20 protein-coding genes are annotated in these 21,880 nt (G+C 70.1%); 5 read left to right on the top strand and 15 right to left on the bottom strand.

Translation table 11 applies throughout. From position 1 onward, the window contains the following. Positions 1-68: 68 nt before the first annotated feature. From ABH927_RS16585 to clpS, 3 genes are read right to left on the bottom strand one after another with little or no spacing between them, the layout of a single operon-like run. On the bottom strand, positions 69-482 hold the full coding sequence (locus ABH927_RS16585) for a Mov34/MPN/PAD-1 family protein (RefSeq protein ID WP_370022420.1): 414 nt from the start codon (positions 480-482) through the stop codon (positions 69-71). Positions 483-491: 9 nt separating this feature from the next. After that, positions 492-1,016 (bottom strand): DUF2017 domain-containing protein, encoded by a 525-nt coding sequence (locus ABH927_RS16580; protein ID WP_370022418.1) that lies wholly within the window; start codon positions 1,014-1,016, stop codon positions 492-494. 21 nt (positions 1,017-1,037) lie between these two features. After that, positions 1,038-1,325: an ATP-dependent Clp protease adapter ClpS gene (clpS, locus tag ABH927_RS16575; protein WP_370022416.1), complete on the bottom strand. Its 288-nt coding sequence runs from the start codon at positions 1,323-1,325 to the stop codon at positions 1,038-1,040. Between the two features lie 51 nt (positions 1,326-1,376). Here clpS and ABH927_RS16570 point away from each other — a divergent pair, with 51 nt between their 5' ends. The 3 genes from ABH927_RS16570 (at position 1,377) to ABH927_RS16560 (ending at position 4,165) form a co-directional block, all read left to right on the top strand. Beyond that, positions 1,377-2,672, top strand: coding sequence for a nicotinate phosphoribosyltransferase (locus ABH927_RS16570; protein ID WP_370022533.1), 1,296 nt, complete (start codon positions 1,377-1,379; stop codon positions 2,670-2,672). A gap of 61 nt (positions 2,673-2,733) precedes the next feature. Then, positions 2,734-3,306, top strand: a complete 573-nt coding sequence (locus ABH927_RS16565) for a nicotinamidase (protein WP_370022415.1) — start codon at positions 2,734-2,736, stop codon at positions 3,304-3,306. Between the two features lie 178 nt (positions 3,307-3,484). Continuing rightward, positions 3,485-4,165, top strand: coding sequence for a hypothetical protein (locus tag ABH927_RS16560; protein WP_370022413.1), 681 nt, complete (start codon positions 3,485-3,487; stop codon positions 4,163-4,165). 188 nt (positions 4,166-4,353) lie between these two features. Here the strand turns inward: ABH927_RS16560 and ABH927_RS16555 are convergent, their stop codons facing one another. From ABH927_RS16555 to ABH927_RS16535, 5 genes are all read right to left on the bottom strand, one after another. Continuing rightward, positions 4,354-6,108 (bottom strand): DEAD/DEAH box helicase, encoded by a 1,755-nt coding sequence (locus ABH927_RS16555; RefSeq protein ID WP_370022411.1) that lies wholly within the window; start codon positions 6,106-6,108, stop codon positions 4,354-4,356. 151 nt (positions 6,109-6,259) lie between these two features. After that, a complete protein-coding gene (locus tag ABH927_RS16550) occupies positions 6,260-7,165 on the bottom strand; it encodes a hypothetical protein (RefSeq protein ID WP_370022410.1) in 906 nt (301 codons plus the stop codon). Between the two features lie 153 nt (positions 7,166-7,318). Next, positions 7,319-8,317, bottom strand: coding sequence for a zinc metalloprotease (locus ABH927_RS16545; protein WP_370022408.1), 999 nt, complete (start codon positions 8,315-8,317; stop codon positions 7,319-7,321). Positions 8,318-8,388: 71 nt separating this feature from the next. After that, positions 8,389-8,640, bottom strand: coding sequence for a DUF3039 domain-containing protein (locus ABH927_RS16540; protein ID WP_261581681.1), 252 nt, complete (start codon positions 8,638-8,640; stop codon positions 8,389-8,391). A 159-nt stretch (positions 8,641-8,799) separates the two neighbouring features. Beyond that, a complete protein-coding gene (locus ABH927_RS16535) occupies positions 8,800-10,365 on the bottom strand; it encodes a DHA2 family efflux MFS transporter permease subunit (RefSeq protein ID WP_370022406.1) in 1,566 nt (521 codons plus the stop codon). Positions 10,366-10,514: 149 nt separating this feature from the next. Between ABH927_RS16535 and ABH927_RS16530 the strand changes: the two genes are divergently transcribed. Next, positions 10,515-11,156: a TetR/AcrR family transcriptional regulator gene (locus ABH927_RS16530; protein WP_370022404.1), complete on the top strand. Its 642-nt coding sequence runs from the start codon at positions 10,515-10,517 to the stop codon at positions 11,154-11,156. Between the two features lie 63 nt (positions 11,157-11,219). Here ABH927_RS16530 and ABH927_RS16525 read toward each other — a convergent pair whose 3' ends face one another. The 5 genes from ABH927_RS16525 to ABH927_RS16505 all read right to left on the bottom strand — a co-directional run bounded on the left by ABH927_RS16525 (position 11,220) and on the right by ABH927_RS16505 (position 16,882). After that, entirely contained in the window at positions 11,220-11,795 is a 576-nt protein-coding gene (locus ABH927_RS16525; RefSeq protein ID WP_370022402.1) for a YqgE/AlgH family protein, read from the bottom strand. Positions 11,796-11,898: 103 nt separating this feature from the next. After that, positions 11,899-13,308 carry an NAD-dependent malic enzyme gene (locus ABH927_RS16520; RefSeq protein ID WP_370022401.1) on the bottom strand — a complete coding sequence of 470 codons (1,410 nt, stop codon included), beginning with the start codon at positions 13,306-13,308 and terminating at the stop codon, positions 11,899-11,901. Between the two features lie 152 nt (positions 13,309-13,460). Next, positions 13,461-14,090: an AAA family ATPase gene (locus ABH927_RS16515; protein ID WP_370022399.1), complete on the bottom strand. Its 630-nt coding sequence runs from the start codon at positions 14,088-14,090 to the stop codon at positions 13,461-13,463. A gap of 118 nt (positions 14,091-14,208) precedes the next feature. Further along, the gene (locus ABH927_RS16510) at positions 14,209-15,123 is read right to left on the bottom strand and encodes a tetratricopeptide repeat protein (RefSeq protein WP_370022397.1); all 915 of its coding nucleotides are present in this window, start codon (positions 15,121-15,123) and stop codon (positions 14,209-14,211) included. Positions 15,124-15,193: 70 nt separating this feature from the next. Beyond that, the gene (locus ABH927_RS16505) at positions 15,194-16,882 is read right to left on the bottom strand and encodes a methylmalonyl-CoA mutase (RefSeq protein ID WP_370022395.1); all 1,689 of its coding nucleotides are present in this window, start codon (positions 16,880-16,882) and stop codon (positions 15,194-15,196) included. A gap of 250 nt (positions 16,883-17,132) precedes the next feature. Between ABH927_RS16505 and ABH927_RS16500 the strand changes: the two genes are divergently transcribed. Further along, positions 17,133-18,857 carry a S8 family serine peptidase gene (locus ABH927_RS16500; RefSeq protein WP_370022394.1) on the top strand — a complete coding sequence of 575 codons (1,725 nt, stop codon included), beginning with the start codon at positions 17,133-17,135 and terminating at the stop codon, positions 18,855-18,857. Between the two features lie 109 nt (positions 18,858-18,966). Here ABH927_RS16500 and ABH927_RS16495 read toward each other — a convergent pair whose 3' ends face one another. Both ABH927_RS16495 and ABH927_RS16490 read right to left on the bottom strand, forming a co-directional pair. Further along, positions 18,967-19,668 carry a response regulator gene (locus ABH927_RS16495; RefSeq protein ID WP_370022392.1) on the bottom strand — a complete coding sequence of 234 codons (702 nt, stop codon included), beginning with the start codon at positions 19,666-19,668 and terminating at the stop codon, positions 18,967-18,969. Beyond that, positions 19,661-21,430 carry a sensor histidine kinase gene (locus ABH927_RS16490; RefSeq protein WP_370022390.1) on the bottom strand — a complete coding sequence of 590 codons (1,770 nt, stop codon included), beginning with the start codon at positions 21,428-21,430 and terminating at the stop codon, positions 19,661-19,663. Before ABH927_RS16490 ends, ABH927_RS16495 begins: the two co-directional genes overlap by 8 nt. Positions 21,431-21,880: the final 450 nt, after the last annotated feature.

Here is a 21,880-nt window from a genome sequence, read left to right as displayed (position 1 = left end):
TTGACCCGGCGTGAGAGGACAGCCGGAAACGACACCGGGCGAGCGTCGTCGTAAGGCATACCGCCAGTTTAGCCGTTCGCCTCGACGATCTTGACTTCCTCCTCGGTGACGACGCCGCCGAGGATCCGGTACGAGCGGAACTCGGGCTCGTCGGTGGCCGTGGAGACCAGCACGTAATGGGTGTCCGGCTCCGAGGCGTAGGTGATGTCCGTGCGCGACGGGTACGCCTCGGTGGCGGTGTGCGAGTGGTAGATCACCACGGGCACCTCGTCCCGGTCGTCCATCTCACGCCACACCTTGAGCTGCTCGCGCGAGTCGAACCGGTAGAACGTCGGGGAACGCTCGGCGTTCTCCATCTGGATGAACCGCTCCGGGCGGTCGGATCCGGCCGGCCCCGCCACCACGCCGCATGCCTCGTCGGGATGGTCCGCGCGGGCATGGGCCACGATCTTGTCCACCAGCTCGCGTGCGATCGTCAGCATGCGTGAAAACTACCAAAGCGCGCGGACGAGGGTGTCCTGGAGATAGGTCAGCCAGTCGTAGGTCACGAGGGCCGGGTAGCGCGGGTCGTCCTCCGGCATCGAGGCGATCTCCTCGTGGATCTCCTCGGTCACGTCCAGCCGCACGCCGAGCGCGAGCCGCACGTCGTTGATGGCCCGCAGCCACGCCTGGCCCTGCTCGGGCGACAGCTCCAGCTTCCCCGGCTCGGCGGTCTCCAGCAGCGTCGTGGCGTCCGCCCGCTTGGCGTCGCGCAGCGTCGCCTCGGTGTAGCGGCGGAACTCCCCCGCCGCCTTGTCGTCGTCCCCGTACGCCGGCGGGAACAGCCGGGCCAGCACGGGATCCGACGGGGGCTCCGGGGACCCGATGCCGAGGGCGCGCTCCAGCGGGTCGTCGCCCGTGGCCCCCGGCTCCACGAGGCCGAGGATCTGTGACACCAGCGACCGCAGGATGGAGACCTCTCCCGCGTCGAGATGGACGGAGACGCCCTTACGCGTCGACCTGAAACCCGTGCTCATTCAGATAGCCCTGCTCCCCGGTCAGGAGTCCTGCTGGACGGTGGCCCACAGGCCGTACGAGTGGAGGATCTGGACGTCACGCTCCATCTCCTCGCGGGTGCCGCTCGCGACCACGGCCTTGCCCTTGTGGTGCACGTCCATCATCAGCTTCTCCGCCTTCCCGCGCGGATAGCCGAACACCGTCTGGAAGACGTAGGTGACGTAAGACATGAGGTTGACCGGGTCGTTCCAGACGATCGTCAGCCATGGCAGATCGGGCCGGACGTCCGACGACGGACGCTCGACCTCGGCTGGAGCGGTGCTACCCACATCACCATCCTGCACCACGACGGTCGTAGTCTTCACCTCGTGCGAACGACCATGGGATCCGCCCTGCTCACTGATCATTATGAGCTGACGATGCTCCAGGCAGCCCTGGCGAGCGGGGCGGCGCATCGGCGGGCCGTCTTCGAGGTCTTCGCCCGGCGGCTGCCCGGAGGGCGGCGGTATGGCGTGGTCTCGGGGACCGCCAGAGTCCTCGACGCGCTGGAGGACTTCCGCTTCGAGCCCGCCGACATCGAGTTCCTCCGCGCCGCCCGCGTGGTCGACGAGCCGACCTTGGCGTTTCTCGCCGATTACCGGTTCTCCGGAAATGCGTACGGCTATCGCGAAGGCGAGGCCTACTTCCCCGGCTCCCCGATCATGGTGGTGGAGGGCACGTTCGCCGAGGCCGTGCTGTTGGAGACCGTGGTGCTGTCGATCCTCAACCACGACTGCGCCATCGCCTCCGCCGCCTCCCGGATGGCCCATGCCGCGGGCGGCCGGCCGCTGATCGAGATGGGCTCGCGCCGCACCCACGAGCTGGCCGCCGTCGCCGCGGCCAGGTCGGCCTACCTGTGCGGTTTCTCCTCGACCTCCAACCTCATGGCCGGTTACCGGTACGGCGTGCCGACCGCGGGCACCGCCGCCCACGCGTTCATCCTGCTCCACGACTCCGAGGAGGACGCCTTCCGGGCACAGCTGGAATCCCTCGGGGTGGGCACGACCCTGCTCGTGGACACCTATGACGTGGCGAAAGCCGTACGGACGGCGGTGGAGCTGGCGGGGCCCGACCTGGGGGCGGTCCGGATCGACTCGGGCGACCTGGGGGTGGCGGCGCTGGAGGTGCGGCGGGCGCTCGACGCGTACGGCGCGAGCGGCACCCGGATCATCGTCACCGGCGACCTGGACGAGTTCGCCATCGCCGCGCTCGCCGCCGCCCCGGTCGACGGGTACGGCGTGGGCACCGCGCTCGTCACCGGCTCCGGCCATCCGACCGCCAACCTGGTCTACAAGCTCGTCGCCCGCGAGGACGCCTCCGGACGGCTGCAGCCGGTCGCCAAGCGGTCGGTCGGCAAGCCGAGCAAGGGCGGCCGCAAGTGGGCCTACCGCCGGACCAGCGGCGGCACGGCGACCGCCGAGGTCGTCGTCACCGGCGAGCCCGGCCAGCGGAGCGCAATGGTCGCGGACGCCGCTGACCGGCCCTTACTCGCCGAACTCGTCCGCGACGGGCGGGTCGTCGGCCGTGAGCCCCTGGAAAGCGCGCGCGAACGGCATCGGGCGACGCTGGCCGAATTGCCGTCGATGGCCCACAGCCTCTCCCCTGGAGACCCCGCAGTCCCTACTATCTTCAATTGATCGCGGGAGACCGGCGCATGAGGACGACGCCCGTCTCCCGCGATCGTCGTGAGGTGACCCCATGAGAACCGCGTTCGTCATCGTGGACGTGCAGAACGACTTCTGCGAAGGCGGCAGCCTGCCCGTCGGCGGCGGCGCCGAGGTGGCCGCCGCGATCAGCGAGCACGCCGCCCGGCACGGCTACGACCACGTGGTCGCGACCCGTGACTACCACGTCGACCCGGGGGCGCACTTCGCCGCCGAGCCGGACTACGTGAACACCTGGCCCACGCACTGCGTCGTCGGCACGCCGGGAGCCGATTTCCACCCGGCCTTCGACACCGCCAAGGTCGAGGAGATCTTCAGCAAGGGCGCCCACCAGGCCGCCTACAGCGGCTTCGAGGGGTCCACCGCGAGCGGGACCGGCCTCAGCGAATGGCTCCACGAGCGTGGCGTGGAGGCCCTCGACGTCGTCGGGATCGCCACCGACCACTGCGTCCGGGCCACCGCCCTCGACGGCGCTCGGAACGGCTTCGCCGTACGGGTCCTGCTGGACCTGACGGCCGGCGTCGCGCGGGAGACGACCGACGCCGCCCTCGCCCAGCTCTCCCAAGCCGGAGTCGAACTCGTCGGCACCCCCGTCGTCCACGCCTGAGGAGCCGCACCCGCGGCGGTCAGCGGAAGGTCTGATCATTCGGGCGGGATCCGACGCGCGGTCCATGTGATCGCCACGGCAGGCCGACGCGAGCGTCATGGGGTGTTCAATGGCTACACTACGGCGTGTCATAGGTGTATTACGGAGAGCGACAACTCCTCGTGATTGGCAGCCTCCGATGTTCGTGTTCCTGCTCGGCCTCTCCTGGCTCGTCCTGACCCCGGTCTGCGTCTGGCTGCTCTTCGGCCGGGCGCACCACGGGATGCTGCGCACCACGGCGGCGCTGACGCTGGCGGCACTACAGGCGGCCACGCTGGTCGTCGGGTTCGGCGAGGAGCCCCTCGGACCCATCGCACCGGCCTCCGTCCTCGCCCGCCATGCCGACGCCGATCATGGCGGCTACGGGAAGCTCTTCGGCCCCGGCCGTCCTGCCGGACCCGCCACAGGTAGTGGTGCCGCTGATCCCGGGTCCTCGCAGCCGGATGAGCAGGCCGGCCGTTCGGATGGCGCGTCTCCGCGCTGCGCCGTCCGTGCTCTCGCCCCGCAGGCCGTACGGCTGTCGCGCCATGCCACGGGCCTGGACGACGTCACCGTCTACTGGGCAGCCGCCACCCACGAGTGCGGCACGGCCACGGTGGCGCTACACCACAGCGGACGGCGGCTGCGGATCTGGCTACGGGAAGGCACGGTCAAGGCCCACCGCCACGGGACGCGTACGCTGCCCGTCCGCGTGGCCGACGGGCTCGCCTCGCTCGACCTCCACCTCAACCGGCCGCTCCGGCCACGCGCCCACTATGTGGCTGTCGACGCCCGCACCGGCCACCGCATCCCGCAGAGGCCTCACCCTTCCGGCGCCTGACCGGTACGGCAGAGCTGGGCCGGGGTGGCGGCCCCGCCATGAAACCCGGCCGCGAGAGGGCGGCGGGTGCACCGCGCCGGCTCGGCGACGAGGCCGAGCCGGGGCCGTACGCGTGCCGACTCCGCGACGCGCGGGGGCCGGTCCGCGGGGGCCGGTCCGCGGGGCCGGAGCCCTGAGCAGTGAGGGCGTTACTTACGCTGGGTGGCCCACTTGCGGATCATGGCGATGCGCTCGCGGATCTGGTCGGCGGAGGCCTGTGCGATGGCGGGACCGCCGCACGCCCGGCGCAGCTCGGCGTGGATGACGCCGTGCGGCTGCCCGGTGCGGTGGTTCCAGGCGCCCACGAGGCCGTTGAGCTCCTTGCGCAGCTCGTGCATCTGCTCGTGGGGGGCCAAGGCGGGCGCCGCCTCCTCGGCGGGCTTGGCCTTCCGCCGGGCGGCCTGCTGGTCGGCCTGACGCTTGCGCAGCAGCGAGGCCACCTGGTCCGGTTCCAGAAGGCCGGGAAGGCCGAGGAAGTCTTCCTCCTCGGGCGATCCCGGGGCGGCGGCCGTGCCGAACTCGCCACCGTCGAAGAGCACCCGGTCGAAGGTCGCGGACGCTTCCAGCGTCTGGAAGGGCAGCTCGTCGCCCACCGCGTCAGGCTGCTTCTTCTCCTGCTGTGCCTGCTCCAGCAGCAGGTCGTCGAGCCCGTCCTCGTCGCGCCGCCGGCCGAGCACGTGGTCGCGCTCGGCCTCCAGCTCGGCCGCGAGACCCATGAGGATCGGCACCGACGGCACGAACACCGAGGCGGTCTCCCCGCGCTTGCGGGCCCGGACGAAGCGCCCGACGGCCTGGGCGAAGAACAGCGGGGTGGAGATGCTGGTGGCGTAGACGCCGACGGCCAGCCGGGGAATGTCGACGCCCTCGGACACCATCCGCACCGCGACCAGCCACCGGGCCTCGGAGGAGGAGAAGCCCTTGATCTTCTTGGAGGCGCCCGGGTCGTCGGAGAGCACGACCTCCGCGCCCTCGCCCGTGACGGTCCGGATGTGCTTGGCGTAGGCGCGGGCCGACTCGTGGTCGGACGCGATGACCAGGCCTCCCGCGTCGGGCATGCCGCGCCTGACCTCGGTGAGCCGCCGATCCGCCGCGTGGATGACCTGGCGGATCCAGTCGCCCTTGGGGTCGAGCGCGGCCCGCCACGCCTGGGAGAGCTGGTCCTTGGTCAGCGGCGTGCCGAGCGTGGCGGCGATCTCGTCGCCCGCGCGCGTCCGCCACTTCATCTCGCCGGAGTACGCCAGGAAGATGACGGGCCGGACCACGCCGTCGGCGAGGGCGGGGCCGTACCCGTAGGAGTAGTCGGAGGCGCTCCGCAGCGCGCCCTCGCCGTCCTCCACGTAGGACACGAACGGGATCGGGCTGTCGTCGGACCGGAACGGCGTGCCGGTCAGGCCCAGCCGCCGGGTCGCGGGCTCGAACGCCTCACGCACGCCGTCGCCCCATGACTTGGCGTCGCCCGCGTGGTGGATCTCGTCGAAGATGACCAGCGTCCTGCGGGCCTCCGTGCGGGCGCGGTGGAGCGCGGGGTGCATCGCCACCTGGGCGTAGGTGATGGCGACGCCGATGTAGTCGCGCGAGGTCGCGCCCTGGCTGTTCTTGAACTCGGGGTCGATGCCGATGCCGACCTTGGCCGCCGCGTCGGCCCACTGGCGCTTCAGGTGCTCGGTGGGCGTGACGATCGTCAGGGCCCGCACGATCCCCCGGCTCAGCAGCTCGCTGGCGATCCGCAGGGCGTAGGTGGTCTTGCCCGCGCCCGGCGTGGCGACCGTGAGGAAATCTCGCGGTTCGCGCTGAAAGTAGAGGTCAAAGGCTTCCTGCTGCCAGGCGCGCAGCTTGGGCGCGGTGCCCCAGGCGGCTCGATCGGGGTAGGAAGGGGAGAGATGGGACGCGGCCGAAACGCTCAACGACGCCTCCCCGAGCTCGTCGGGACAATGCTGTATCTATCGGTTCGCTCCCTCACAGTGACCTCAGGGTAGTCGGACCGACCGACAAGACGTGCCGACCCGCCGAGATTCGCGTCACCCGGTATCGGCTGTGATATAGGCGTTGTGGAGGTCACCTGGCGCCGGACATCACCGCCTCGATGTCCGCACGTGTACGAGGCTCGTCGGGGTGCGCGAGGGCGAGCAGCACCGTGCTCTTGCCGTCCGGGCGAGTGAGCAAGGTCACCCTCATGAAGGCCGGCTGGTTGACGACATCTCGGTATTCGGCCCGGATCGCCCGCGTGTGGCCGGGCCGCCCGTTGACCGTGACGGCCCGGTCGTCGACCACGTCGACCTTGTCACCGTGGAGCAGAAGCCGCGTGTAGAGCTCGCTGAGATCGAGTACGGCCGAGCGGAGGTTGGGCGGGTCCACCCGGTCGCCCGGTCTCGCCATGACCGTCGCCAGGTCGCCGTCGGCCGCGACGGAGGTGAAGCCGGTCACGGGGGCGACCACTCCCTCGGTCCAGTCCTTGGGCAGCGAGTAGGAGACCCCCGCCAGCGGGTCGGTCACCACGGTCGGGGGCACGTGCTCAGCGCGGTTGAGGATCGTCAGGACGACGGCGCCGATCACCACCCCGGCGGCCACCAGAGCGGCCGCGCCGACGAGGAGACGCTGCAGCCAGCTCGGCATCTGGCGCGGAGGCGGGGCCGGCGCGCCGTACCAGCGGGCGGAGGGCGGAAGGTCCTGCTCGGGCTCGGTGGCGTCCTCCTGCTCGGGCCCGCCGAAAGCGTCCCGCCCGGCCCCGCCGAAGTCCCGCCCAGCCCCGCCGAAAGCGTCCTGCCTGGGCCCGCCGAAAGCGTCCTGCCCGGCCCAGGTCGGAACGTCGCGGCTGGACCGGCCGAAGGGATCCCGCCCGGACCTGCCGGAAACGTCCTGACCGGAGCTGCCGCCGGATCTGCCCGGGTCCTCCCGGCCGGGCCCGGCGGGGGAATCCTGCCCAGCGGGCGGCCACACCCGGCGCGTCCACTGATCGTCCAAAGAGCCCTCCCGGAGCGGCCGAGCCGGGCGCGCGCATGGGGGGACGGGACCGGCAGAAGCACCGAAGCGACCCATGACTCCCATGAGCGCTGCTGTGGAGTTACTCACAGAGGCGGTGCCCAGTCAACGGACCACCGGACATTGCAATCGGATCTAGACGAGCGGTGACCGCGGCCGCCGGTAGACGTCCCACATCTGCCGCATCCGTACGGCCTGTCCCGCGGTGAACTGGGTCATGCACCGGTCCTGGGCGTAATCCATGAAGTTGTGGATCGGGTCGTCGCCCGGCGCCGGACAGGTGTCCTTGCTCGCCGGGCAGCCCGTGGTCGGAGAGGCCTCGGCGGGGGTGTCGTCGACGGAGTCGCCCAGGGCGGCGCAGCCGTTGTCGAAGGTGTGCATGAGGCCGAGCCAGTGGCCGATCTCGTGGACGGCCGTGAAGCCCCTGTCGAAGCTGCGGAGCGGGCCGCCCGGCACGCTGCGCCAGTCGATCACCACGCCGTCCATGCCAGGCTCGTCCCTGTACCAGTACGGGTAGGTCGCGTAGCCGAGCACGAGCTCGCTGAGCTGGGCGATGTAGAGGTTCAGCGTCTCGGGGCCGCCCACGTGGAGCTTGGTCTTCATGGCGGCCTCGTCACCCAGCGGGTCGCGGAACCATTCCCGGTTGGCCGTGTGGGTGATCCCCATGAGCTGGAAGTGGACGCCGGTGTCGGCCCCGCCGAACTTCCCGGCGTAGGCCGCGTTGAGCGCCTCGACCTGCCGCGCGACGGCGCTGTCGGGCGCGCCCAGAGCGCCGTCCTTGATGACGTGCACCCACAGCGGAACCGTGAACCCCACGGCGGGGGCGGAGACGCGCCGCACGCCGTTCGTGTCACGGAGCCCCCGGCGCAGATCCGCGGCCATCCGGGCCATCTCGTCCGGCCCGGGCTCGCGCGGCTCCAAGGCATGCGTCAGCCCGTACGGGGGCCGCGCCGCAAGCCGGCCCGAGCGCGCCCAGCCGGGCCGAGCCCTCGGGACCCCTCTGGAGAGCCGGCTGCCGTCCGGGCACTCGGGCCCGGCCGTGACCCCGGCCCGCGTGCCGGCGCGGGCTCCGGCAGGGACGCCCCCCAGCGTGAACAGGCACGCCAGAAGGACGGTGATCGCACACCGGGCCATTCGCTCCCCCGATACGGCTGGTCAGAAGCCTGACGTTAGCCGTCTCGGAGGTGATCACCCCGGATCGACACTCAGTCGCCGGAGGGTTCGCCCTTGGGCAGGCCCTCGTAGATCTCCTTGCACTCCGGGCACACCGGATACTTCTTCGGGTCCCGGCTGGGCACCCACACCTTGCCGCAGAGGGCCCGGACCGGCGCGCCGGTCACGTAGCTCTCCGTGATCTTGTTCTTGTCGGCGTAGTGCGAGAAGCGCTCGTGGTCGCCGTCGCCGTGCGACAGCCTCGGTGCGACGTCGCTCTCGGGAAGAATCTTCGTGCTACTCACGAATACGGAGTCTACTGAGCGACCCTCACCGCCCGGGACGCGCGCCGGTTCACGCCCCCTCAGACAGCGGTACGGCTCCCGCCCCACAAGCGGAGCGGGAGCCGTACGACCTCGAACGACCGGCAAACGACCGGAAACGACCGGAAACGACCGGAAACGTCAGCCGACGTGGATCGGGGCGCCCTCGGACTTGCGGCCGGCCTTGACGAACAGGGCCAGGATCGCGGCGATCACGGCGACGGCCGTGCTGACCACGAAGCCGAGGTGCAGGCCGTCCATGAAGGACAGGTGCGAGGCGTTGCCGATCAGAGCGGCCGTCTGGCCCGTGAGACCGGGAGGCGCCATGCCGACCGAGGCGAGCGTCTTGAGCCCCTCCAGCTGCGCGGGCGGGATGGTCTCCGCCGCGGGCCCGAGGTAGCCGGGAAGCACGCTCGACACCTTGGCCGCCACGACCGCTCCGAGGATGGCCGTGCCGAGCGCGCCGCCGACCTGCATGGCGGAGTTCTGCACGCCACCTGCGACGCCACTGAGGTCCTCGGGCGCGTTGCCGACGATGATCTCGGTCGCGCCGACGAAGACCGGCGAGAGACCGAAGGCCAGCAGGACGAACGGGATCGCGCTGTCGACGAAGGCGGCGTCGACGCCGAGCCGCGACATCAGGAACATGGCGATCGCGGTGATCAGCATTCCGCCCGCTATGGTGATCTTCGGACCGATCTTGCCGATGAGGACACCGGCGATCGGTGACGCGACGATCATGCCCGCGCTCATGGGCAGCATTCGCAGGCCCGACTCCAGCGGCGTCAGCCCGTGCACGCCCTGGAAGAAGAACGTGAGGAAGAACATCGCCCCGAACATCGAGAACGCCATGAGGATCATCAGCACGGTGCCGATGGACAGTGAGGGATTGCGGAACAGGCTGAGCGGCAGCAGCGGCTCCCTGACCCGCGTCTGCCAGAACAGGAAGACGGCCCCGATGACGACCGCCGCGACGAGGAAGCCGATGGTCGCCTTGTCGCCCCAGCCCCACTCGGGCGCCTTGATGATGGCCCACACCAGCGAGAACATCGCACCCGACAGCAGCAGGACGCCCAGCCAGTCGACCCTCGACAGGGTCTGCGCCTTGCTCTCCTTCAGCGCCCACAGGCCGAACGCGAGCGCGGCCACGCCGACGGGCACGTTGATGAAGAAGACCGACTGCCAGCTCACGTTCTCGACCAGGAGGCCGCCGATGATCGGCCCGGCCGCGCTGGACAGGCCGATGATGCCGCCCCACGCGCCCATCGCCATGTTCAGCTTGTCACCGGGAAAGGCCGACCGCAGCAGCGCCAGCGCGGCGGGCTGGAGCAGCGCGCCGAACAGACCCTGCAGCACGCGGAAGGCGATCAGTGCCCCAACCGACGACGTCAGGCCGATGGCCAGCGAGGTCAGGGCGAAGCCGGTCACACCGATGAGGAAGATCTTCTTGTGGCCGAAGAGGTCGCCGAGCTTGCCCGCGGTGATGAGAAAGACCGCCAGGGCGAGCAGGTAACCACTGGTGATCCACTGGAGGTCCGACAGCGACGCGTGGAGTTCGACGCCGATGACCGGGTTGGCGATGGCGACGACCGTGCCATCGAGCATCACCATGATGACGCCGAGCGACACGGCGAGCAGGGTGAGCCAGGGATGCCCCTGGCCCCGGCCCGCGCGGGCCTCGGGTTGTACGGCTACGGCTTGCGCCATGGGTGGTCCCCCTTGAAAGCCTCAGACAGCAAATCCTCAGTCAACGCGTCGTAACTTATGACAGTTCATGACAGATGACAAACCCTTTTATCCGACATACGGTGACATCTGGCAGCTTGTGAATCCCACATTTCGAGGAGGTGACGGCCATGGGTCTGCGTGAGCGCAAGAAGGAGCAGACGCGGAACGCCCTGATAGACGCGGCTCTCGACCTCTTCCTGACGCAGGGTTACGAGGCCACGACGGTCGACCAGATCGCGGCCGAAGTCGACGTCTCACCACGGACGTTCTTCCGCTACTTCGCGTCGAAGGAGGAGGTCGCGCTCGCGCTGCCGGCGGAGGGGCAGGAGATCTTCCTGACCGAGTTGGCGGCCCGCCCGGAGAGCGAGTCTCCACACGCGGCGTTGAGTCAGGCCATGCGGTCCATGCTCGGCATCCTACGAGACAAGGATCCCGAGGAGGCAACGCGTTTTACGAAGGCGCAGCAGGTGATCGAGGCGACTCCCGCCCTGCTCGCCGGGCAGATGTGCCTCCTCATGGAGAACGAGAGGAAACTCGTCGCCGAGGTCGCCCGTAGACAGGGGACCGAGCCCGATGACCTGCGCCCGCAATTCGTCGTGTCCGTCTTCACGGGCATGAGCAGGGTCTGCTTCGGCCCCGGCCCGCGCGACCCCGGCCTCGTCGCCAAACGCCTCGAAGACGTCCTCGCGCTCGCCGGCGAGTCCTTCCGCCCAGGCTGGGACCAGCCGGCCGGCCCTCCTCAGCCCGTGCCCCAACTGCACGCGAGCTGACCCCGCGCCCGCGCGGAATGGCTGGTGATCACGCAGAAAACCATGTCCGTGATCATGCGCGACCTAGTTCAGGAGGGGGTCGTCGGGGAAGGTGGCGACGAGGGCGAGGTCGCCGTGCTGGCGGCGCAGGACCGTGCGCCAGAGCGTGGCCGGATCGGAGTGGAAGGTGTCCCCCGGCTCGGAGTCCACGACGTACCAGGCGCCCTCCTGGAGCTCGTTCTCCAGCTGACCGGCCGTCCAGCCGGCGTACCCCGCGAAGATCCGCATCTGGGAGATCTCCCCGGCGAGGATCTCGGGGGGCGCGTCGAGGTCCACCGTGCCCAGGCGGGAGACGGCGGACCTGCCCTGCAGCCGCCGCCAGCCCAGGGGCTCCTCGCCACTCAGGACCACGGCCAGGGCAAGGGCGCTGTCGGTCTGCACCGGGCCGCCCTCGAAGAGCACGGAGGGCCCGGTGACCAGGGGATCCCAGGAGGGCAGCACCTGCGTGACCGCGATCTCGCTCGGGCGGTTGAGAACCACGCCGAGAGTGCCGCCGTCCTCATCGTGCTCAAGGACCAGGACGACGCTACGCCGGAAGTTGGGGTCGTCAAGGATTGGCGTCGCCACGAGCAACCCGCCGACGTAGATCGCTTCCGCCATACATCCCATCATGAGGGAGGAACACCCAATCGTGCACGTCACTCCCTATTCGACCCGTAATATTACTCAGCGCGGGCAACCCGTCCACGCAGCGTAGCCGGGATCACGCCTCCGTGAAGCCGCGCGCCTTCCCTCCGGCCGACTCCCGTACGGCTGCCGCGACCGCGTTGGCCACGTCAGGGTGGAAGACGCTGGGGATGATGTAGTTGGGGCCCAGCTCCTCGTCGGTCACGACGGCCGCGAGCGCCCGGGCGGCGGCGAGCAGCATCTCCTGGGTGACGCCGTCGGCCTGGGCGTCGAGCAGGCCGCGGAAGACGCCGGGGAACGCCAGCACGTTGTTGATCTGGTTCGGGTAGTCCGACCGCCCGGTGGCGACCACCGCCGCGTGCTCGCGGGCGTCGTCGGGCGAGACCTCGGGCTCGGGGTTGGCCAGCGCGAACACCACCGCACCGTCCGCCATCGCGGCGATGTCCTCCCCCGTGAGGATGCCGGGCGCGGAGACGCCGATGAAGACGTCGGCCCCCTTGATCGCGCCACGCAGGTCGCCGTCGTACGCCTCGCCGTTCGTGTGCTCGGCGATCCAGCGTAGCGAGTCGTCCAGGTCGTCGCGCCCGGGGTGGACCGCGCCGCGGTAGTCGCAGACGATCACGTCCGTCGCTCCGGCCGCGAGCAGCAGGCGAAGCACGGCGGTGCCCGCCGCGCCCGCCCCCGCCATCGCGATCCGAACGCCGGACATCTCCTTGCCGACGACCTTCAGCGCGTTGGTCAGCGCGGCGAGCACGCAGATCGCGGTGCCGTGCTGGTCGTCGTGGAACACCGGGATGTCGAGCAGCTCGCGGAGCCGCCGCTCGACCTCGAAGCAGCGCGGCGCGGAGATGTCCTCCAGGTTGATGCCGCCGAAGCCCGGTGCGATCACCTGGACCGTGCGGACGATCTCGTCCACGTCCTGCGTGTCGAGGCAGATCGGCCACGCGTCGATGCCGGCGAACCGCTTGAACAGGGCGGCCTTGCCCTCCATCACCGGAAGCGCCGCGGCGGGGCCGATGTTGCCCAGGCCGAGGACGGCGGAGCCGTCGGTGACCACGGCGACCGAGTTGCGCTTGATCGTGAGGCGGCGGGCGTCCTCGGGGTTGCGCGCGATGGCCAGGCTGACCCGCGCCACTCCCGGCGTGTACGCCATGGACAGCTCGTCACGGTTGCGGAGCGGCACCTTCGACTGCATCTCGATCTTGCCGCCGAGGTGCATGAGGAAGGTCCGGTCCGACACCTTATGGATGACGACGCCGTCGATCGCGCCGAGGCTGTCCACGATCGCCTGAGCGTGGTCGGTGTCCTTGGCGGCGCAGGTGACGTCGATGCGCAGCTTCTCGTGGCCGGCGTTGGTCACGTCGAGGGCGGTCACCACGCCGCCGGCGCTTTCCACCGCGTGGGTGAGCAGGCTTACGGCCTTGCCCCCCGCGGGCACCTCAAGACGAACGGTGATCGAGTACGAAACGCTCGGCACGGTGGCCACGTGAATCCGCTCCTTTGCGGTCTTTCCGGCCGTGCTCGCCCAGTGCTGCTTGTGCGTTCGCCCGACTTGTCGTTCGTCGTTCGTCTCACGGTCGCACCCGGCTCAACGGCTCCGTGGGGTGTACTCCATCGTGCCATCCCGAGCCGGGTGATTCAGCCCAGCACGGCGGATGCCGCCACGATCAGCTCCACACACGTGGACACCGGGATGACCGTGCTGTCAAGGACCATGTGATAGAGCCCCGGGTCAGCCGGGTCGGCATGGTAGAACTGCCGCACATAGGCGCTCCGCGCGCGGTCGTTGTCGCAGACGATCTTCTTGGCCTCACGCTCGGTCACTCCGGAATAGGCGGCCGTCTGCAGGATGCGCCGGCGCAGCGGGCCGTCGAGGCGGACGTGCAGCGCCCCCGGATGGTCGGCGAGCACGATCGCCCCCGCCCTGCCGAGGATCACGCCGCCATGGAAGCGCGCGAGTTCCTGGATCACCTGCTCGGTCCGGGCGGAGAATTCGTCCGGCGACAGCGGCATCCCGGCCGGGACATAGAGGTCCACGCCGCCCAGCGTCACGGTCGGCAGCCGCATCATTCCGGCCAGCAGGCGCCCGAGCCCGCTGTCAGCCCGGTCGTCATGGGCCAGCGCCTCTTCCAGCGTGACCCCGAGCTCCTGGGCGACCGTGCTCGGGATCGCACGGTCGAGGAACGGCACGCCCAGCCGGTCGGCCACCGCGGGCCCGACGACGCTGCCGCCCGTGCCGTACGTCGCGGAGATGGTGACGACCTGCACGTTCCCTTTATGCCCCTACCGGACCTCATCGTGCGGCAAACAGCCGGACTGCCGAGGGATCGCTGTGGCCATGTTCATCAATGTCCATGAACGCCCGCGGCAGCGGGCCGGGGTGTTCTCAGAAGAGCGCGTTGGCGAGGTTGCGCCGGCCCTTGGTTACCGACGGGTCGTCGGAGGGCAGCGCGTCGAAGAGCCCGAGCAGGTGGACTCTGGCCTTGTCGCGGTCCGCGCCGCTGGTGCGCCTCACGACTCCGACGAGCCGCTCGAAGGCCTCGTCCACGGCCCCGCTCAGCATCTGCAGGTCGGCCGCCTGGATCTGCAGATCGACGTCAGCCGGATCCTCGGCCGCGCGGCGCAGGACCCCGGCCTCGTCCAGGTGCTGCGTGCGACGGACCAGGCCGACGCCCGCGAGGCCGATCTTCGCGTCCTCGTCGCCCGGGTTCCTCGCCAGCAGGCGCTCGTACGCCGCGGCGGCCGCGTCGAGGTCGCCCTTCTCGATGGCCTGCTCGGCGGCGAGAAGATCGGGGTCAATGGGCGGCTCCGCCGGACCCTCGCCCTCGGGTGGGGCGAGGAGCTCGATGCCGAGCTGCTCGAACACCTGCGCCAGCGCCTGCCGGAGCTGAGCCTCCGGCAGCGGCCCTTCGAACAGGGGCATCAGCTGGCCCTGGAACGCCAGGTAGACGGTCGGGACGGCCCTCATCCGCAGGGCCTGGGCGAGCTCGGGGTTCGCCTCGACGTCGACCCTCGCGAGGAGCCAGGCTCCCCCGGCCTCTGCGGCCAGCTTCTCCATCGTGCCGCTGAATTGCTGGACCTGCTCGGCCCGCGGCACCGTCGCCTCGACGATGACGGGAACGTTCAGAGAGCGCTCGACCACGTCGGCGTTGAAGGTGGCCGAGGTCGTCTCGATGACGGCCGAGGCGGCTCCGGCGGGCCCGGCGGTCTCGCGCCGCGCCTGTGCCTCCAGAGCCTGCTTGCGCGCGCCGAGGTCCACGGCGCCGTAGAGCGATCCAGGTCGAGAGAAGTCCGCTGCCATACCCCCAATCCTGCCGTACCCCCGGACCCAATCCACGCCAACCCCGCGCCTTTCCGGCGTGATCATGCAGTTAGAAACGCGCGGGTTCGGTGTAGGTGCCCCATTCGGTGCGGAGGACGTCGCAGATCTCGCCGAGCGTGGCCTCGGCGCGGACGGCGTCGAGCATGGGCGGGATCATGTTGGTCTCGGTCCGCGACGCGCTCGCGAGAGCGGCGAGGGCGGCGTCCACGGCCTTCTGGTCCCGTACGGCACGGCGCTCCGCGAGCACGCGGCGCTGTTCCAGCTCGACCTCGTGGCTGATGCGGAGGATTTCCAGGGGCTCCTCGACGGTCGCGGTGTGGCAGTTCACCCCGACGATCCGCTTGTCGCCCTTCTCCAGCTTCCGCTGGTAGTCGAAGGCCGACTCGGCGATCTCCGACATGAACCAGCCGTCCTCGATGCCGCGCAGGATCCCGGAAGTCATGTCCCCGGTCCCCATTTCCCGAATTTTCGTGAAAATGGCCTCGGCTTCGGCCTCCAGGCGGTCGGTCAAAGCCTCGACGTACCAGGAGCCACCCAGCGGGTCGACGACGTTGACGACCTCGGTCTCCTCCATGATCACCTGCTGGGTCCTGAGGGCGATCTCGGCCGCCTTCTGCGACGGCAGGGCGAGCACCTCGTCCAGGGCGTTGGTGTGGAGGGAGTTCGTGCCGCCGAGGACGGCCGCGAGCGCCTCGATCGCCGTGCGGACGATGTTGTTGTCCGGCTGCTGCGCGGTCAGCGAGACACCCGCCGTCTGGGTGTGGAAGCGCAGCCACTGCGCCTTCTCGGTCCGCGCGCCGTACACGTCACGCATCCAGCGGGCCCAGATCCGCCGGGCGGCACGGAACTTGGCGATCTCCTCGAAGAAGTCGATGTGCGCGTCGAAGAAGAACGACAGGCCAGGGGCGAAGACGTCCACGTCGAGGCCGCGGGACAGGCCGAGCTCGACGTAGCCGAACCCGTCCGCCAGCGTGAAGGCCAGCTCCTGCGCGGCTGTGGAGCCGGCCTCGCGGATGTGGTAGCCCGACACCGACAGCGGCTTGTACGCCGGGATCTCGGCGGCGCAGAACTCCATGAGGTCGCCGATCAGCCTCAGATGCGGCTCCGGGGCGAACAGCCATTCCTTCTGCGCGATGTACTCCTTGAAGATGTCGGTCTGGAGCGTCCCGTTGAGCTTCCCGACCGGCACGCCCTGGCGCTCGGCCGCCACCACGTACATGCAGAAGATCGGTACGGCCGGGCCGCTGATGGTCATCGACGTGGTGACGTCCCCGAGCGGGATGCCGTCGAACAGCAGGTCCATGTCGAGGGCGGAGTCGATGGCGACGCCGCAGTGGCCGACCTCGCCGAGCGCGAGGGGCTCGTCGGAGTCGCGGCCCATGAGCGTCGGCATGTCGAACGCCACGGACAGGCCGCCGCCGCCCGCGCCGAGGATCATCTTGTAGCGCTCGTTGGTCTGCCGGGCGTTGCCGAAGCCGGCGAACTGCCGGATCGTCCAGGGCCGCCCCCGGTAGCCGGTCGCGTGGAGGCCGCGGGTGAAGGGGAACTCGCCGGGCCAGCCGATCCGCTCGAATCGCGGGTCGTCGGCGAGGTCAGGAGAGGGCGGGCCGTATACGGGTTCCACCTCCAGGCCGGAAAGAGTCCGGAACTCGCGGGCGCGCTTGAAGGCGGCGTCGTATCGTGCCTGCCAGCGGCTGCGGCCGGGCTCGATCTCGCCAGTGGTGTGCTCCGGGTCCACGAGGCCCTCCAAAAATCTCAGATCCCGAGAAAAATACTAGGACGTCCTAGTAGTCTCCGCCAATGCGGGGCCGTAACCGTCCGGTGACGTGATTGATCCCCGCGGCCGCACAGCGATCTCGGAAGCCCGCCTGAGATCGCTTGACAGCTCAGTCATGTCACACGTTGGTCGCAAATCTTCACAGAGCTATGACAAGCGCCCGAAATCTCGAAACATGGTCAGCGCCCTCGAAGTCCACACGGAGGTGGATGTGAAGCGCGTCACAGTCGTCGCCACGGCGGCCGCGATAGTCGCGGCTACCTTGGCGGCCCCAGCTCAGGCGGTCGGAACGACCGCGGAGCCCGGTGCTCAGACCGAGTACGTCGTTCTCTACAAGGAAGGCGCCGGCGCCGCGAACGCCCAGAAGGCGATCGAGGCCGCGGGCGGCAGCATCATCAAGGTCAACACCGAGGTGGGTCTCGCCACCGTCAGCACCACCAACACCGGCTTCATCGGCGCGATCAAGGACAACGCGGCCATCGAAGGCGTTGCCCACAACCGCACGATCGGCAAGGTGCCCGCCGAGGCCCGCGTCTCAGCCGCGGCCGTCCAGAAGGCGGTCCAGAGCAAGGCAGTGGAGCGGGAGGGCCGCGACGGCGCCTCCGCGGCCAAGTGGCGGCGCGACGTCAAGGACGAGCCCCTGGCCGACCTCCAGTGGGACATGAAGCAGATCCACGCGGACCAGGCCCACAAGTACGAGCCGGGCGACAAGGGCGTCCTCGTCGGCGTCCTCGACACCGGCATCGACGGCTCCCACCCTGACATCGCGCCCAACTTCAACAAGAACCTGAGCCGCAACTTCACCGTGGACCTGCCCGCGGACGCCAACGGCACCGTGGTCGACGGCCCGTGCGAGAGCGACCCCGACGGCTCCTGCACCGACCCCAACGACGTGGACGAGGACGGCCACGGCACGCACGTCGCCTCCTCGATCGCCTCCCCGATCAACAAGCTCGGCATCGCGGGCGTCGCGCCGAAGGTCACCCTGGTGAACCTGCGCGCCGGCCAGGACTCCGGCTTCTTCTTCCTCCAGCCGAGCGTCGACGCGCTCACCTACGCCGGCGACATCGGCGTCGACGTGGTCAACATGAGCTACTACATCGACCCGTGGCTGTTCAACTGCGCGGACAACCCCGCCGACACCGCCGACGAGCAGCTGGAGCAGCGGACGATCATCACGGCCGTCCAGCGGGCGCTCGACTACGCCCACCGGCACGGGGTCACGCTGGTCTCGGCGGCCGGCAACGGCGCCACCGACTACACCAAGGCGATCACCGACGCCTCCAGCCCGGACTTCGCGTCGGTGCCCGGCCGGCAGCCGCGCAGCCGTACGATCCCGACGAGCTGTGTCTCCATGCCGAGCGAGGGCGAGCACGTGATCGACGTGTCCTCGACCGGCATCAGCACCCGCAAGGCGTACTACTCGGACTACGGCAACGGCTACGTGGACGTGGCGTCGCCCGGCGGTGACGTCTACGACACCCCGGACAACACCCGCGACATCACCAAGGCGACGCTGTCGGCCTACCCGAAGGCGCTGGCGGTCGCCAACGGTGAGATCGACGCCGACGGCAACCCGACCGTCCCCTATGTCGTGAAGGACTGCGAGGGCGACGTCTGCGCGTACTACCAGTACCTCCAGGGCACCTCGATGGCCTCGCCGCGCGCGGCCGGCGTCGCGGCGCTCATCGTCAGCCGGTACGGCCATCGCGACTTCCGGCACGGCGGCCTGACCCTGAACCCGTCCATCGTGGAGGGCGTCCTCAAGGGCACGGCCACCAAGACGCCCTGCCCGACCCCGCCCGCCTACACCTACACGCGGCACCTGCCGAGCGGCGCCACGGTCACCGCGACGCACACCTGTGAGGGAACGGCGTCCAACAACGGCTTCTACGGCAGGGGCATCGTCGACGCCCTCCGCGCCGTCGGCCACTAGGACTCCTCGGACACCTCGGATTCCAGGGGATTCACTCGCACGACCGGCGACGGCCACCGCGTTCTCGCGGTGGCCGTCCGCTTTTCGCGGGGGACTCGTCCTACGACTCCTACGACGCGCCGAGATACGCCAGGACGGCGGCGACGCGGCGGTGGGTGTCGGGGGTGTTCTCCAGTCCCAGCTTGAGGAAGATCGAGTTGACGTTCTTCTCGACGGCCGAAACCGACAGCATCAGCGCCCTCGCGATGCCGCCGTTGGACCTGCCGTGGGCCATCTCCCGCAGCACGTCCCGCTCGCGTGGCGTCAGCGCCTCATGATCTCCCCGTACGGCACGGCGGGCCAGGAGCCCCTCCACCACCTTGGGATCGATCACGGAGCCGCCCGAGGCCACCGACCGGATCGCGCCGAGCAGCTCGTCGAGGTCGCCGACCCGGTCCTTGAGCAGGTAGGCGAAGCCCTCGGTGCCGTGCTTGAACAGCTCGAAGGCGTACAGGGAGTCCGAGAACTGGGAGAGCACGACGACGCCGACGCCGGGATGGCCGGCTCGAATCGAATGGGCCGCGTCGATGCCCTCGAAGCCGGACCGCCACTCCCCGCCCGGCATGCGGATGTCGGTGACGACCACGTCCGGGCCGAGCCGGCGGACCGCGTCCACCAACTCGCCGGCGGTGCCGACCGCTCCCACGACCGTGATCTCCCCGGAGGTCTCCAGCAGTTGCCGTGTGCCCTCACGGACGAGGTAGTGGTCGTCCGCCAGGACCGCCCGCAACCGGCGCGGAGCAGGCGGCCCGCTCCCCGGCGGCTCAGGCATGCGTCGTCACCCACGCTCGCACCCGCGATCCCTCTCCCTGTCCGCTCGTCAGCTCCAGACCCCCGCCAAGAGCCGTCATCCGGTCGGCCAGCGTAGCCAGCCCTCGGCGCGCGACGGCGCCCGTGTCGAACCCCTTGCCGTCGTCGGTCACCGTCGCCTCCAGGCGGCCTTCGCGGAGCGAGAGCCGCACCTCGATTCTGGAGGCCGACGCGTGCTTCAGCGCATTGGCGACCGCCTCACTCACCGTGAAGTACATCGCCCCCTCGATCTCGTCGGGGAAGCGCCTGACGCGTAGACCCGGGTCGGCCGTCACCGTGATGGGTACGGGGAGACCCGAGCACCGTTCCTCCACCGCCTCCACCAGACCGCCCTGGCTCAGCACGGACGGGTGGATGCCCGCCGCGAGCTCCCGCAGATCCGTCAGGGCCTGTCTGGCCTGCTCGCGGAGGAGCACGAGGACATCGGCGCCGCCTCCAGTGGCGCGCGCGACCTCCAGCCCGGCGATCAGGGCGACGAGCTGCTGCTGCGCCCCGTCGTGGATGTTGCGTTCGATGCGCCGCCGCTCCGCCTCCTGCGCGTTGATGAGCCGCGCGGCGAGGGCGACGCTCTGTACGGCCAGCCCGACCGGCACGGCCAGAGCCCCGAGCAGCCGCCGGTCCTCACGCGTCAGGCGGCCGGCGACCTTGGGCCCGCAGGCGATGCTGCCGAGTCCGGCCGGGACGGTCAGCACCGGCTCTCCGTCCTCCTGCCCCGCCACCACCCGGGTGCCGTCCGCCAGCTCGACCGCCGCCCACCGGACGTCCACTCCTACCCGTACGGCTTGCGCCAAGCGGTTCAACTGCTCGGCGGGCTCGGCCTCCTCCAGCGCCGGTCCGAGGCCCGACAGCAGCTCATCGACCGTCGGCCGGAGGTCGAAGACCAGATACAGCCGCGACCCGCGGATCCCGATCTTGATGTCGAGCAGGTTGTGCCGCGCCACGGCCGCCCCGATCGCGGCGGGCAACGCGCCCACCACGCCGATGACGCCGAAGGCCACCGCGGCTCCCGGCGCATGCGCGAAGTTGTAGATCGCGATCGTCACGAAACCCGCGAGGTTGGCCGTCACGCCCGCCACCATCCAGCCGAGCCGGCCTCGCTCAGGAGGACGGCTCCGCCGCAGGCGCGAGACCAGGTTGACCAGGACGGCGAAGGCCACGATCAGGAGCACCAGCTGGCCCACCGTCGCGATGAGCCCCGCCAGCATGCCGGGCGGCCCGGAAACGCCCAGCGGATTAGCGATCCGCATGGCCTCCTGGAGCTTGCCCGGCACGAACAGCGAGCCCAGCGTGTGCGCGCCGGTGGCCACGGCACTGACCCAGGCCACCGGCCGCCAGCGCCGCGAGGGCAGCCGCCCGTCGGGGAACAGCAGCGGGATGAAGACCCAGGACAGGCCGTAGAAGACGCCGAACAGTGAAGCCAGCAGGGTGGCGGGCACGGCGAGGGCGGGGTGGCCGGGGCCGAGCCGGATCAGCGACCCGATGCCGAGACCGCCGAGCCCCATGCAGTCGGCGGCGGCCAGCAGCAGCCATCCGTACGCGTTGTCCGGCCGCCGGGCCGCGATGAGCCAGCCGAGGGCGGGCAAGATCAGAGCCACCACGATGAAGAGCCACTGCGAGGCGGGAACGGGCAGGCCGGTCTCCAGCAGAGCCCCGGCGACGACGCCCGTGGCCGCGACGGCGGCCATTCCCGCCGCGACCGTCCTCGTCCCCCTGCTCGCTTTCATGACCCGCACCGTAACGTCATGACTTCACCGGACTCCTGGGCTTCAAGGGCTTCAAGGGCTTCAAGGGCTTCAAGGGCTTCAAGGGCTTCAAGGGCTTCAAGGAGGGCATCGTGACCGGGGACGATGACCGCCGTCTATGAGGTTGTCCTCATATTCGGTGCGGTCGGCCGCAGTGGCGAAAGCGGAGGCCTGCCGGGTACCGGCCTGAAAGGCCTCTTCGTACGGTAAGTGACATCTCCGCGTTCCCGGCAGTGCCGGGTGTCTCCCCAGGCGAGCCATGTGGCACACGGCCCGTCCAATCGCAGCCGCCGGGGCAAGCGTCCGAGTATCCGTCCCTCATCACGTCAAGGAGCCCTCCGTGTCCGTCCCTTCGTACATTTCATCGAGACCGGCGCGTACTTTGACGGCCTCGTTCGTCGCCTCGGCCGTCGCTCTCACGGCCTGTACGGC

This window comes from Planotetraspora sp. GP83, from assembly GCF_041262585.1.
GTDB lineage: Bacteria > Actinomycetota > Actinomycetes > Streptosporangiales > Streptosporangiaceae > JAOEGB01.
Note: the sequence above shows the minus strand (reverse complement) of the source record. Positions and strands in the feature narration are given on the sequence as shown.